This is a genomic window from Paraburkholderia sp. PREW-6R (assembly GCF_039621805.1).
Taxonomy (GTDB): domain Bacteria; phylum Pseudomonadota; class Gammaproteobacteria; order Burkholderiales; family Burkholderiaceae; genus Paraburkholderia.
Window position 1 is genome coordinate 3,113,859 of record NZ_CP155073.1, and the last position, 12,762, is coordinate 3,126,620.

The 12,762-nt window shown below is 59.8% G+C and carries 14 protein-coding genes; 2 read left to right on the forward strand and 12 right to left on the reverse strand.

Going from position 1 to position 12,762, the window contains the following annotated elements; genetic code table 11:
• Positions 1-2,211, reverse strand: a complete 2,211-nt coding sequence (locus AAGS40_RS13715; protein ID WP_345812016.1) for a cytochrome c biogenesis protein ResB — start codon at positions 2,209-2,211, stop codon at positions 1-3.
• Positions 2,212-2,324: 113 nt separating this feature from the next.
• Positions 2,325-2,978 (reverse strand): c-type cytochrome, encoded by a 654-nt coding sequence (locus tag AAGS40_RS13720; RefSeq protein ID WP_345812017.1) that lies wholly within the window; start codon positions 2,976-2,978, stop codon positions 2,325-2,327.
• Between the two features lie 322 nt (positions 2,979-3,300).
• On the opposite strand from AAGS40_RS13720, the gene yihA reads away from it, so the two are divergent.
• Both yihA and hemB read left to right on the forward strand, forming a co-directional pair.
• Complete coding sequence (gene yihA, locus AAGS40_RS13725; protein WP_345812018.1) at positions 3,301-3,954, forward strand: ribosome biogenesis GTP-binding protein YihA/YsxC; 654 nt, start codon at positions 3,301-3,303, stop codon at positions 3,952-3,954.
• A gap of 270 nt (positions 3,955-4,224) precedes the next feature.
• Positions 4,225-5,223, forward strand: a complete 999-nt coding sequence (hemB, locus tag AAGS40_RS13730) for a porphobilinogen synthase (protein ID WP_345814410.1) — start codon at positions 4,225-4,227, stop codon at positions 5,221-5,223.
• A 125-nt stretch (positions 5,224-5,348) separates the two neighbouring features.
• Here the strand turns inward: hemB and dsbD are convergent, their stop codons facing one another.
• The 10 genes from dsbD to secY all read right to left on the reverse strand — a co-directional run bounded on the left by dsbD (position 5,349) and on the right by secY (position 12,746).
• Entirely contained in the window at positions 5,349-7,250 is a 1,902-nt protein-coding gene (gene dsbD / locus AAGS40_RS13735) for a protein-disulfide reductase DsbD (protein WP_345812019.1), read from the reverse strand.
• Positions 7,243-7,569 (reverse strand): divalent-cation tolerance protein CutA, encoded by a 327-nt coding sequence (gene cutA / locus AAGS40_RS13740; RefSeq protein ID WP_345812021.1) that lies wholly within the window; start codon positions 7,567-7,569, stop codon positions 7,243-7,245. The genes dsbD and cutA overlap by 8 nt, the downstream gene beginning before the upstream one ends.
• Before the next feature lie 182 nt (positions 7,570-7,751).
• Positions 7,752-8,144 (reverse strand): 50S ribosomal protein L17, encoded by a 393-nt coding sequence (rplQ, locus tag AAGS40_RS13745; protein WP_144110081.1) that lies wholly within the window; start codon positions 8,142-8,144, stop codon positions 7,752-7,754.
• 168 nt (positions 8,145-8,312) lie between these two features.
• Positions 8,313-9,290, reverse strand: a complete 978-nt coding sequence (gene rpoA, locus AAGS40_RS13750; RefSeq protein ID WP_006052226.1) for a DNA-directed RNA polymerase subunit alpha — start codon at positions 9,288-9,290, stop codon at positions 8,313-8,315.
• 124 nt (positions 9,291-9,414) lie between these two features.
• The gene (gene rpsD / locus AAGS40_RS13755; protein ID WP_345812022.1) at positions 9,415-10,038 is read right to left on the reverse strand and encodes a 30S ribosomal protein S4; all 624 of its coding nucleotides are present in this window, start codon (positions 10,036-10,038) and stop codon (positions 9,415-9,417) included.
• Positions 10,039-10,195: 157 nt separating this feature from the next.
• Positions 10,196-10,600 (reverse strand): 30S ribosomal protein S11, encoded by a 405-nt coding sequence (gene rpsK, locus AAGS40_RS13760; RefSeq protein ID WP_006052224.1) that lies wholly within the window; start codon positions 10,598-10,600, stop codon positions 10,196-10,198.
• Positions 10,601-10,628: 28 nt separating this feature from the next.
• On the reverse strand, positions 10,629-10,994 hold the full coding sequence (gene rpsM / locus AAGS40_RS13765; protein ID WP_006052223.1) for a 30S ribosomal protein S13: 366 nt from the start codon (positions 10,992-10,994) through the stop codon (positions 10,629-10,631).
• 41 nt (positions 10,995-11,035) lie between these two features.
• On the reverse strand, positions 11,036-11,152 hold the full coding sequence (gene rpmJ / locus AAGS40_RS13770) for a 50S ribosomal protein L36 (RefSeq protein ID WP_004199844.1): 117 nt from the start codon (positions 11,150-11,152) through the stop codon (positions 11,036-11,038).
• Positions 11,153-11,172: 20 nt separating this feature from the next.
• Positions 11,173-11,391 (reverse strand): translation initiation factor IF-1, encoded by a 219-nt coding sequence (gene infA / locus AAGS40_RS13775; RefSeq protein ID WP_004521905.1) that lies wholly within the window; start codon positions 11,389-11,391, stop codon positions 11,173-11,175.
• Between the two features lie 8 nt (positions 11,392-11,399).
• The gene (gene secY / locus AAGS40_RS13780) at positions 11,400-12,746 is read right to left on the reverse strand and encodes a preprotein translocase subunit SecY (RefSeq protein WP_345812023.1); all 1,347 of its coding nucleotides are present in this window, start codon (positions 12,744-12,746) and stop codon (positions 11,400-11,402) included.
• Positions 12,747-12,762: the final 16 nt, after the last annotated feature.

The following is a 12,762-nucleotide window of genomic DNA, read 5'->3' on the forward strand; positions in this document are numbered from 1 at the left end:
TTACCGGGTCGAATCTTGTGAGCTGGCAGACGGCGCGCCGGAATGACCGGGTGCGTTTGCGTCGGCTGCTTCGGTGAGCCTCGCGCCCAGTGCGGCGCCTACCGCGTCGCGTGTCTGGACGAACTCTTTTTCGAAGTCGAGCGTTTTACGTGCGCTCGACATTGCCATCACGACATTCGTGCCGTGATCAGTATCTTTGAGCCAGAACCAAAGGCGCCGTTCACGGACGTAGAACATCGAAAAGATGCCTAACACGAGGAGCAGGCTGCCAAGATACACGACTTTTTTGCCGGGCGCGCGCGTCAACTGAAATACCGAAGCTTGCACCTGCCTGAATGAGTCAAGCTGTAAATAGACCGGAGATCCATACAGAAAGCTGTCGGATATTGCGTTGATCGAACTCTGGATGAAACGGCTCGCGTCGGCGTTGGCGACGGCGTCCGGCTCGCCGAGTTGCTCGCGGGACAACTGCCACAAGTCCCACGTTGCGCCTTCCAGCATGCGCAGCAGCAGGCCGGCGGCCTTTTCCTGCTCGCCCTTCGGCACCGAACGGTCAATAAAACCGGCGATTGCCTGAAATCCGCCCACGGTCTGGCCGTTCGGCGTCTTGACGCTGTCGTCCGCACCGGCAAACAGGGTCAGCACGCGCAACGCGCTTTCTTCGAGATGTTGCTGAAGCTCCGGATTCGAGCCCGGCACCGAGCGCAGCGCGAAACGGTGGGCCGCGCTGGCCCGCATCGCGGGATTTTCGAGTGTGGCGCGCAGGTTCATCCACTCCTTGACCGTGCCACCGGTGTCGGCGGGAATGCGCAAGTAGCGGAACGGATCATCCGGATTCACACGCATGCCGGCGAGGAACATTTTTTCCCCGTTCACGTCGACCGGCAGCATGTAGTTGTTGTACTCGCGCGCCTGCCCGTCCTTGTCACGCACCTTGTACTGAACCGACGGACCGACGTTGTGCAGGTCAAGCGGCTTCGACGTTTTTGCGCCGGAGCCAAGACGCTCGTCGAACGCCTCTTTCAGCGAGCGATGCGCGGCCACGCCGCGCGCGTCGTTCTGGCCGCTGCCGTTCGAAATGTTTTCGACGTTGATCGCACGGAAGTCCGTAAATTCGACGGTCTGCCCGTCCGCCAGCGGCGTGGCCGTGCTCAACGGCGCGTTACCGCCGATCGTGCCGCCGAACGGCGCGCTCTTCGCGGTTGGGCCGGTCATCGGGAAAGCGGTCATCTGCATTTGCGAGCCGCCGTCCTGGAAGCTCGACTGGTAGATGGAAACGCCGTCGTACGTGAATGGCTTGTTCACTTCGACGCGAGCCGGGACCCGCGCGCCGGTCTTATGATCGACCACGACGATGTCGCTCGCGAACAGCTTCGGCATGCCGGTCGAGTAGTAGTCGACGATGAATTTGTTCAGTTCGATCGAGAACGGCAGGTCCTGGATCAGCGAGCCGTCTGGCTGGTTCAGAATCGCGGTGGACACATGCTGCCCCTCCGGCACCCATGCGTACCCGCGGAACGTGGGATTGGATTGCGACAGACGATGGTCCGGCGTGATGTCGTTGATTACCGTGTTCGCGCGGATCGGCGATTTGTCGAACAGCCACATTTGCAGCTTGATGGGGAGATTGCTGTCGAGCAGGCCGCCAAGGCAGATCACCACGATCGCAAGGTGCGCGGAAATGTAGCCGAATTTCGTAAGTGCGCCGCGCTTGGCGGCAATCAGCGTGGCGCCCTCGGATTCACGCGTGACGAACTTGTAGCCCAGCCTGCCGGACAGTCGGGCGAGCACCGCGGACGTCTGTGCGCGCGTGCCCTCTACCGCGAATTCGCCCTTGTGATGGAACGCGCGCAGACTGGCTTCGCGGACCTTGTCTTTCCAGCTCTTCGCGTCGGCGACCATCTTGGGCGCATTGCGGATCACGCATAGCGATACCGACACCATCAGAAAGCCGAGAATCAGCATGAACCACCACGAGCTGTACACCGTGTACAGACTCAGCGAGCGGAAGATGTCTGCCCAGAAGGGGCCGAACTGATTGACGTAATTCGGATAGGGATCGTCCTGCGTGAGGACAGTACCAATGATGCTGGCGATCGACAGGATCACGAGCAGCGCAATGGCGAAACGCATCGAGCTCATGACTTCGACGACGCTGCGCATGACGCGATTGCCCGACTTCGACTGCAAACCCGACGTGGTGACGCTCATTCATACTCCGACTGAACAGCAAAAAAGGGTGAAGGGCTGCCGTGCACACGACGCCCTCACCCTTTTCTTGTTGTGTACCGGCCTCGTCGGGCCGGTTACCTGCGTGCGGACCTTTAATGCAGGCCCGCGATGTAATCCGCTACCGCCTTGATCTCGCTATCCGACAGCCGTGCGGCAATGGCGTGCATGGCCTCATTGTTGTTACGTGCGCCGGGGCCCTGGGTGAAGGCCGTCAACTGGGCGACCGTGTACTCCGCCCACTGGCCCGACAGACGCGGATACTGCGAAGGAATGCCCTGACCGGTCGGCCCGTGGCAGCTTGCGCAGGCCGGCACGCCTTTGTCCGCAATGCCGCCGCGATAGATCTTCTGACCGAGCGGCACTGTGTCCTTGTTATGCGCGTAGCCGGGCTTCGGCGTTTGCGTCGCGAAATAGGCGGCCACGTTGACCATGTCCTGATCGGACAACGCTGCGGCCATGCCCATCATGATCGCATTGTTGCGCGCGGGCTGCTTGGCGCCCGGCTGGATCTTGAAGTCCTTGAGTTCTTTGACGAGATACTCGGGATGCTGGCCGGCCAGCTTCGGATACGCACCGCCGGCGCTGTTGCCGTCTGCTCCATGACAAGACGCGCACACCTGCACCGCGATTGCCTGCCCCCGATTGACGTCCGGCTTTGCCGGATCTGCTGCTCGTGCCTGAATTGCCAAACCTGAAAGACCTGCCGCTACATGAAGCACCATCAGAGTCTTGCTCAGTCGATTCATTCGCACACCCTGTCTCGTCTTGTGGGATTCTTAGAGAGGCCCCAAACCCGGCGCCTCGCGCCAGCCCCTCCTGTCGCCATCCCCAAGGGGACTTCTCTCAGAGCGGAAAACTTGGGACGGCCCGGCGTTTTCTTAAAGGTTTTGCAAATTACGACGGCAACCGAGCGACCGCTGGAAGCCGCCAAGGCACGCGGGCTGGCCCCCATCAGGTTTTCAGTAAACCATCGTATTGTACAATAACTCGCTAATCGCTAAGACGCCAGTCGGGCTTGACCCGTCCCCGCTCCGGGTTCCCCGGCGTCTCGAAATACCGGCCTCGCTCATGTCCTTCCTGCTCCACCAATCCCGCTTTTTTACGACGGTCAATCACTTGCGTGATTTGCCGGCAACGTCGCAGCCCGAGATCGCTTTCGCGGGGCGCTCGAACGCAGGCAAGTCGACAGCCATTAATATCCTGTGTAACCAGAAGCGCCTCGCGTTCGCCAGTAAGACGCCCGGGCGCACGCAGCACATCAATTACTTTTCGGTGGGCAAGCAAGACGAACCCACGGCCAATCTGGTCGATCTGCCTGGCTATGGCTACGCGGAAGTGCCGGGCGCGGCGAAAGCGCATTGGGAGGCGCTGCTCTCCAGCTATCTGCAAACGCGCTCACAACTGCGCGGCATGATTCTGATGATGGATTCGCGCCGGCCGCTCACCGAGCTGGACCGCCGCATGATCGAATGGTTTGCGCCGACCGGCAAACCGATCCACACGCTGCTCACCAAATGCGACAAATTGACGCGACAGGAAGGCATTAACGCGTTGCGCGCGACGCAGAAAGGTCTGGCCGAATATCGCGCGAACGGCTATCAGGGCGAGTTGACCGCCCAGCTATTTTCGGCGCTGAAGCGAGTGGGGATCGACGAAGCGCACGAGCTGATCGAAAGCTGGCTGATCCCTTCCGAAAAAGGCGAAGCGGACGCCGCACACTGAAACAGCTGACTTCGGGCACACTGCCGGCTGACTATTCGCAAACCCGATAAAACGTCTTCCGCAGCCCCATAAAAAAACCCGCCGCTTGAACGGCGGGTCAAACAGCCTAATCGAAAAAAACGACAGGCACCCGCTCAGGGAGGAGAAGCGGGGAGGTCAGCGCAAGGCGCCTCGCTCGATCGGTATGATATACCATTGTCTCGAAAAGTTTCCGGGAGCGGAGGCAGGCGTTACTTGTCCACTCCACACATCCACGATCTTCGATTCGATATGAGCTTCTATCCGCATCATCGTCCGCGCCGCATGCGCCGTGACGACTTCTCGCGCCGCCTGATGCGAGAAAACATCCTCACCACCAACGATCTGATCTACCCCGTGTTTATCGTCGAAGGCACCAACGTGCGGCAAGCCGTACCGTCGATGCCGGGCGTCGAACGCGTGTCGGTCGATCTGCTGATGGGCGTGGCCGAACAATGCGTCGAGCTCGGCGTGCCCGTGCTTTCGCTGTTCCCGGCTATCGAGCCGTCGCTGAAAACGCCGGACGGCCGGGAAGCGACCAACGCGGCGGGCCTCGTGCCACGCGCCGTCCGCGAGTTGAAGAAGCACTTTCCCGACCTTGGTGTCCTGACCGACGTGGCCCTCGATCCTTATACGAGTCACGGCCAGGACGGTGTGCTCGATGAAGCCGGCTATGTGATCAACGACGACACCGTCGAAATCCTGATCGAGCAGGCGCGCGCGCAGGCTGAGGCCGGCGTCGACATTCTTGCGCCGTCGGACATGATGGACGGCCGCATTGGCGCCATCCGCGAAATGCTGGAAAGCGAGGATCACATCCACACGCGGATCATGGCTTATGCGGCCAAGTTCGCATCCGCGTTCTATGGCCCATTCCGCGATGCGGTGGGTTCGGCAACGAACCTGGGCAAGAGCAACAAGATGACATACCAGATGGACCCGGCCAATTCGAACGAAGCGCTGCGCGAAGTGCGCGCTGATATCGATGAAGGCGCCGATATGGTCATGGTCAAGCCGGGCATGCCGTATCTGGACATCGTGCGTCGCGTGAAGGACGAATTCAACTTCCCGACCTATGTCTACCAGGTCAGCGGTGAATACGCGATGTTGAAGGCCGCCGCGCAGAACGGCTGGCTCGATCACGACAAAGTGATGATGGAATCGCTGCTCGCGTTCAAGCGTGCAGGCGCCGACGGCGTGCTGACCTACTTCGCGCTGGACGCAGCGCGGATTTTGCGCTCGCAGAAGTAGCGCAAAGCGGACGGGCTGCCGGCTGCCCGCGACGCTCTTTTCGCTTATGAGAAACGGAGGCGGACTCGTGGTCCAGCCTCCATTTTTTTGCGTGTTGCGGTGAGGAATTGCCCGCCGCGGCGACGCTAGGCACCGGGCGTAGCCACGCGATCCAGGCTGTGAAGGAATGTATCAGCCGACTCATAGCCCACGACCCGCAGCACCTCCTTGCCGCTCGGATCGAAAAAAATGATGCCCGGGGGCCCGAACAGACTGAAGCGCTTGAGGAGCGTCTGATCGTCCGGATTATTGGCGGTGACGTCGGCGCGCAGCAGGTTCATCTGCTTCAGCCTGGCCTGAACGCGCGGATCACTGAACGTGAATTTCTCCATCTCCTTGCAGCTCACACACCAATCCGCATAAAAATCCAGCATAGCGGGCTGTGCAGCCGTTTTGACGGCCTCGTCGAGGTCACTCGATGAGCGAACTGCCCCGAAGGTCAGATCGCGCTGAGCGGCTGAATTGGGCTTACCGGATCCGTTGCGGCTGGCGCTGGCCGTTACATCCCCCGCTTCCCCACTCGCCCCGCGCGCCGCCAGCACCGCCAGCGGGCGCAGCGGATCGCTCGATCCCGCGGCGAGGCCGACAAGCAACACCGCCGCCCATACAGCGAACCCCACGCCGATCCCACGGCTCAGTCGGCGCCACACGGACACGCCCGCCACGGGCGCCGAGAATACGCCCAGCGACGCCGCCGCGACCAGCAGCCAAAGCGCGCTCAGAAGCATGGTCGCGGTGGCGCCGAGCACGGGCCACACGATCCATAGCGCAGCAGCAAGCAACACGACGCCGAAAAACACCTTTACGCCGTCCATCCAGGCGCCAGCCCGCGGCAGCAATGTGCCGGCGCCGAGCCCGATGATCAGCAGCGGCACGCCGAGCCCGAGCCCCATCGAGAAAAGCGCGGCGCCGCCGAGGACGGCGTCACCGGTGTGCGCGATGAACGCCAGCACGGCGAAAAGCGGTGCCGTCATGCATGCGCCGACGACCAGCGCGGACAACGCGCCCATCGCGGCCACGGCGGCAAATTTGCCGCCCGAGCGCCCGGTCGACGCCCGCGACACACCCTGCTGCCAGCGCTGCGGCAGCGCGATGTCGACGCCAGCGATCAGTGTGATCGCGAAAGCCGTCAGCAAAACGCCGAACGCGCCGAGCACCCAGGGATTCTGCAGCCAGGCGCCGAGGCTCTGCCCGACCAGCGCGGCTGCGATGCCGAGCGCCGTGTACACGAGCGCCATTCCAACCACGTAGGCGAGCGACAGCGAGAACCCGCGCATTCGAGTCACGCGCGCGCCTTCGCCGATGATGATCGCCGACAGGATCGGAATCATTGGATACGAGCAAGGCAGCAGGCTCAGCACCATGCCAGCCACGAAATAGAGCCCGATGATCGCAAGAAAGCCACCACCCTGGAGCAGCGACTGCGCGTAGTCGGCATTCGTGGCGCGCTCGTACCACGGCGCGGCGTTAGGCTGCGGTGCCGATTGCGCCGCGCCGGTCGCCGCGCCCGAGTTGCCGGCCGGCTGCAACGCTGCGCCACTCACGCGGTAGACGCGCTCCATGGGCGGATAGCAGATACCCGCGTCGGCGCAGCCCTGCGATGTCACAGCCAGATCGAACGGGCCGGACGCCTGCTTGATCGGTATGCGGATCGTCAGCTCGTTGCGATATGTTTCGACATTCTTATTGAAGGTCTCGTCGAACTTGACGTGACCAGCGGGCAACTGCGCTTCACCAAGCGTCGCCGCGCCATTGCGGGTCGCGAACGCGAAGCGCTCGCGATACATGTAATAGCCGTCCGCAATCTTGTAGGTGACGTCGACTTCGCCCGGCTTTTCCGCGGCGCTGAATTTGAAAGCGACGCTGGGATCGAGGAAATCGTCCGCCGCTCGGGCAAGCGTGGTGAACTGCGCGAGCACCAGACAGCTGATCAGGAGGAAAGCGGCGCGCAACGCGTAGCGCGCGCGTCGGTCAAGGCCGTTAAACATGGAGGGAACGATGAGTTTCAGCGGTGATCCACTGGCCATACGCAGTCGATGCGCTAGCCTGCCACGACAGGATTTCGGGCGTGTCATACGGATGATGGGCTTGAATAAATTGCTCGAGTTCGGGCGCCCGCGCCTCGCTTGTCTTGAATAGCAGTTGAATCTCCTGCGCTTCCTCAATCGCACCTTGCCAGTGATAAGTGGACTCGACCACACCGAGACGGGAGACGCATGCGCACAAGCGCGCGGCCAAAGCGTCTTGCGCAAGCTTCTGAGCGACGGCGGCATCGGGCACCGTGGTCAAGATCAAGGTCACATTCACGCTCACAAACGCTCCGGCAAAAGGCACGATTCGGGTGCCAATATCGTAACACCTGGGTGGCGGCTTCCGCCGTCGACGGGTGATACCGGGCTTTGATGTGGTCGCGCTGGGTGCTTGCTTTATGCGTCGCCACAAACAAAAAAGCCAGGCGTTCTGCCTGGCTTTTTTTGAAGCTAAAAAGCTTACTCAGCTTCTTGCACTTCAGTTTCTTCGACTTCCGGACGGTCCAGCAATTCGACCAGCGCCATCGGAGCGTTGTCGCCGACGCGGAAACCGAACTTCAGCACGCGCAGGTAGCCGCCCGGACGGGTAGCGTAACGCGGGCCGAGCACTTCGAACAGCTTCGTGACCGAGTCACGATCGCGCAAGCGGTTGAACGCCAGACGGCGATTTGCCAGCGACGGCTTCTTGCCGAGCGTGATCAGCGGCTCGACGACTTTACGGAGTTCTTTTGCCTTCGGCAGCGTGGTTTTGATGACTTCGTGCGCGATCAGCGAGTTAGACATATTACGGAGCATTGCCAGACGGTGGCTGCTCGTGCGGTTCAGTTTCCGCAAACCATGACGGTGACGCATGTTAATTCCTTCATTTCAAAGTTTTGGTCCAGCTCTTCTATCGCGCTCGATTCACCCGAAGGTGTGAGTGCACGGGCCGGTAGTGAAAAAAGACAAGACGCGGATTTTAAAGGAAAATCCGCGTCTTTGCCAATGCAGCGGCGCTCTCGCCCCGGTAGACTGCTCGACTTACTTGTCCAAACCTGCCGGCGGCCAGTTTTCGAGCTTCATGCCGAGCGTCAAACCGCGCGACGCCAGTACTTCCTTGATTTCGTTCAACGACTTGCGACCCAGATTCGGGGTCTTGAGCAGTTCGTTTTCCGTGCGCTGGATCAGATCACCGATGTAGTAAATGTTCTCGGCCTTTAGGCAGTTCGCGGAACGGACCGTCAGTTCGAGATCATCGACCGGACGCAGCAGGATCGGATCGATCTGCGGCGCGCGCGACGGCGCTTCAGCCGTTGCTTCGGTGCCTTCCAGAGCCGCGAACACCGACAGTTGATCAACCAGAATACGCGCCGATTGACGGATCGCTTCTTCCGGAGAAATCACACCGTTGGTTTCGATGTTCATCACAAGCTTGTCGAGGTCGGTACGCTGTTCGACACGCGCGCTTTCCACGGCGTAGCTCACACGGCGAACCGGCGAGAACGACGCGTCCAGCACGATACGGCCGATGATCTTGGCCGATTCTTCGCCGTAGCGACGCACGTTGCCCGGCACGTAGCCGCGGCCTTTTTCAACCTTGATCTGAACGTCGAGCTTACCGCCCTTCGACAGGTGAGCAATCACGTGATCCGGATTGATCACTTCGCAATCGTGCGCGAGTTCGATGTCACCAGCGGTAACGACGCCTTCGCCTTCCTTGCGCAGCGTAACCGTCACTTCATCACGGTTATGCAGCTTGAACACCACGCCCTTCAGGTTCAACAACAGGTTGACCACATCCTCTTGCACACCGTCGAGCGTCGAATACTCATGCACGACGCCTGCGATCGTCACTTCGGTCGGCGCGTAGCCGATCATCGACGACAGCAGTACGCGCCGAAGCGCGTTACCCAAGGTGTGGCCGTAACCGCGTTCAAACGGTTCCATGACCACTTTCGCATGGCTCTCGCCAAGCGATTCAACTGCGATGATCTTGGGCTTCAACAAACTGGTTTGCATAGGTTTTCCTTTTCAATACCCTCGGCTCGTTACACCGATAAGGCTGACCGGTAACAACCTGAAAATAAACAGCCGAGGTACCCCCTTGCACAACGCAATCAGGGCGCCCCGGCCGTTAATCCGATTACCGCGAATACAATTCGACGATCAGGCTTTCATTGATATCGCCAGCGATATCGCTGCGTTCCGGCTTCGACTTGAACGTACCTTCGAACTTCTTCGAATCGACGGCAACCCAGCTCGGCATACCGCCTTGCTCAGCCAGCGACAGCGCTTCGAGAATCCGCGCCTGCTTCTTCGACTGTTCGCGAACTGCGACGACGTCGCCTGCCTTAATTTGCATCGACGGGATGTTCGACACAACGCCGTTCACCATGATCGCCTTGTGGCTGACCAGCTGACGAGCTTCAGCGCGCGTCGAGCCGAAGCCCATGCGATACACGACGTTGTCCAGACGCGACTCGAGCAATTGCAGCAGGTTCTCACCCGTGTTGCCCTTGAGACGGTCGGCCTCAGCGAAGTAACGGCGGAATTGACGTTCGAGGACGCCGTAGATACGCTTGACTTTCTGCTTTTCGCGCAGCTGCGTGCCGTAGTCGGACGTACGCGCACCCGACGTGCGGCCGTGTTGGCCCGGCTTGCTGTCAAGCTTGCACTTGTCAGCGAGCGAACGGCGGGCGCTCTTCAGGAAGAGGTCAGTGCCTTCACGGCGGGACAGCTTGGCCTTAGGGCCGATATAACGTGCCACGTTAATTCCTTCGTTGATTGATCACGCGAGTGTATGCACCCGCGCTAGTCCGAACCCTTTGGGTCGAACGGTGGGCTTAGTCAATTCAATAACGCAAGCGGCCTGTTGTCGCCGATACACCATCCGGCGGCAAACAGGCGCTGGCGAAAACAGCGTCTTAGATACGACGACGCTTCGGCGGACGGCAGCCGTTATGCGGGACCGGGGTCACGTCAGAGATCGCGGTGATCTTGATACCAAGACCATGCAACGCGCGCACCGCCGACTCACGGCCAGGACCGGGGCCCTTGATCCGCACTTCGAGGTTCTTCACGCCGTATTCCATCGCCACGCGGCCAGCCGATTCGGCCGCCACCTGAGCTGCAAACGGAGTCGATTTACGCGAGCCCTTGAAGCCCTGACCACCCGACGTTGCCCAAGCAAGTGCATTGCCTTGACGATCGGTGATCGTGATGATGGTGTTGTTGAACGACGCGTGAACGTGAACCACGCCCTCGGCGACGTTCTTCTTGACCTTCTTGCGAACGCGTTGCGCCGCGGAGTTGTTCGAAGCCTTAGCCATTACGTTTTCCTGTAACTGTCAGTTCCGCTTACTTCTTCAGCGATTGCGCTGCACGACGCGGACCCTTGCGCGTACGGGCATTCGTACGCGTACGCTGGCCGCGCAGGGGCAAGCCCTTACGATGCCGAACGCCACGGTAGCAGCCGAGATCCATCAGGCGCTTGATGTTCATCGTCGTTTCACGGCGCAGATCGCCTTCAACGATGAACTTGCCGACTTCTTCACGCAGCTTTTCGAGGTCTGCGTCGTTCAGGTCTTTGACCTTCTTCGAAAATGCCACACCAGCAGCGACGCAAATGTCGCGCGAGCGCGTGCGGCCGATACCGTAAATAGCCGTCAGGCCGATTTCAGTATGCTGGTGATTCGGGATGTTAACCCCTGCGATACGAGCCATTGTTTTTCCTCAAACAAAAAGCGCAAGCAAAAGCGCGGCGTTCAGCCTTGACGCTGTTTGTGGCGCGGATCAGAGCTGCAAATCACGCGCACAACGCCTTTGCGCTTGATGATCTTGCAATTGCGGCAAATGCGCTTAACCGATGCCATCACTTTCATGATAATACCCTTTTTTCAAATCACTTCGCCCGGAACACGATCCGCGCACGCGACAGATCGTAAGGCGTCAATTCAACCGTCACCTTGTCGCCCGGCAGGATTCGGATGTAATGCATCCGCATCTTGCCGGATATGTGTCCCAATACGACATGGCCGTTTTCCAGCTTCACCCTGAAGGTAGCGTTAGGCAGGTTTTCGATGACTTCACCCTGCATCTGGATAACATCGTCTTTGGCCATAAGTCCTTTCAACGCATCGGGACGCCGCCGCCTTTGAAATTAGCTTTCTTCAGCAGCGATTCATACTGTTGCGACATAACGTACGACTGCACCTGCGCCATGAAGTCCATTGTGACGACGACAATGATCAGCAGCGACGTTCCACCAAAATAAAACGGCACGTTCCAGCGCAGCACCAGAAATTCGGGCAGCAGACAAACAAACACGATGTAGATCGCACCGGCCAGCGTCAGACGCGTGAGGATGCGGTCGATATATCGCGCCGTCTGATCGCCAGGGCGGATACCCGGGACGAAAGCGCCACTCTTTTTCAGGTTGTCGGCCGTTTCCCTGCTGTTGAACACCAGTGCGGTGTAGAAGAAGCAGAAGAAAACGATCGCCAACGCGTACAGCAACACGTACACAGGCTGACCGGGCTTGAGGGCTTCGGCCACGTTGTGCAATGTGTCTGCGAACCAGCTGGTACGCGATCCAGAACTAAACCAGTTCAGGATAGTTGCCGGGAAGAGAATGATCGACGACGCGAAGATCGGCGGAATCACACCCGACATGTTCAACTTCAGCGGCAGATGTGATGACTGGCCGCCGTAAATCTTGTTACCCACTTGCCGCTTGGCGTAGTTCACAAGAATCTTGCGCTGGCCGCGTTCAATGAACACCACCAGATACGTCACAGCAGCAATCAGCGCGACGACGATAATCGCCGAGATGATGCTCATCGATCCGGTTCGCACCAGTTCAAAAAGACCACCGATTGCGTTCGGGAAACCCGCCGCAATACCGCCAAAAATGATGATCGAGATACCGTTGCCAAGCCCGCGCTCCGTGATCTGCTCACCCAGCCACATCAGGAACATCGTGCCGGTCACCAGCGTCACGACCGTCGTTAAACGGAACACCATTCCCGGGTCGATCACGAGAGCCGGCTGATTTTCCAGAGCCACGGCGATGCCGAAAGCCTGGAACGTTGCCAGCAGGACCGTGAAGACACGCGTGTACTGCGTAATCTTACGTTGACCCGCCTGCCCCTCTTTCTTCAGCGCTTCCAGCTGCGGCGAAACAATCGCCAGCAACTGCATGATGATCGACGCCGAAATGTACGGCATGATCCCAAGCGCGAAAATCGTGAACCGGGAAAGTGCGCCACCCGAGAACATGTTGAACATGCCAAGGATGCCGCCCGACTGGCTTTGAAACAATTTCGCCAGCTGGTCCGGGTCGATACCCGGCACCGGAATGTGCGCGCCGATACGGTAGACGATCAACGCCAGCAGCAGGAACACTGCTCGCCGACGCAGATCGCCGAACTTCGCCGCGCTGCGACCGGGTTTTGCGAGACTCGGGCTGTTAGCCAAGTACCTTCTCCGATGC

Excerpts from the sequence above, each read along its gene's own strand:
- AAGS40_RS13715 (WP_345812016.1), bottom strand. The coding sequence starts at position 2,211 with ATGAGCGTCACCACGTCGGGTTTGCAGTCGAAGTCGGGCAATCGCGTC.
- AAGS40_RS13720 (WP_345812017.1), bottom strand. The coding sequence starts at position 2,978 with ATGAATCGACTGAGCAAGACTCTGATGGTGCTTCATGTAGCGGCAGGT.
- yihA (WP_345812018.1), top strand. The coding sequence starts at position 3,301 with ATGTCCTTCCTGCTCCACCAATCCCGCTTTTTTACGACGGTCAATCAC.
- hemB (WP_345814410.1), top strand. The coding sequence starts at position 4,225 with ATGAGCTTCTATCCGCATCATCGTCCGCGCCGCATGCGCCGTGACGAC.
- dsbD (WP_345812019.1), bottom strand. The coding sequence starts at position 7,250 with ATGTTTAACGGCCTTGACCGACGCGCGCGCTACGCGTTGCGCGCCGCT.
- rplQ (WP_144110081.1), bottom strand. The coding sequence starts at position 8,144 with ATGCGTCACCGTCATGGTTTGCGGAAACTGAACCGCACGAGCAGCCAC.
- rpoA (WP_006052226.1), bottom strand. The coding sequence starts at position 9,290 with ATGCAAACCAGTTTGTTGAAGCCCAAGATCATCGCAGTTGAATCGCTT.
- rpsK (WP_006052224.1), bottom strand. The coding sequence starts at position 10,600 with ATGGCTAAGGCTTCGAACAACTCCGCGGCGCAACGCGTTCGCAAGAAG.
- rpsM (WP_006052223.1), bottom strand. The coding sequence starts at position 10,994 with ATGGCTCGTATCGCAGGGGTTAACATCCCGAATCACCAGCATACTGAA.
- rpmJ (WP_004199844.1), bottom strand. The coding sequence starts at position 11,152 with ATGAAAGTGATGGCATCGGTTAAGCGCATTTGCCGCAATTGCAAGATC.
- infA (WP_004521905.1), bottom strand. The coding sequence starts at position 11,391 with ATGGCCAAAGACGATGTTATCCAGATGCAGGGTGAAGTCATCGAAAAC.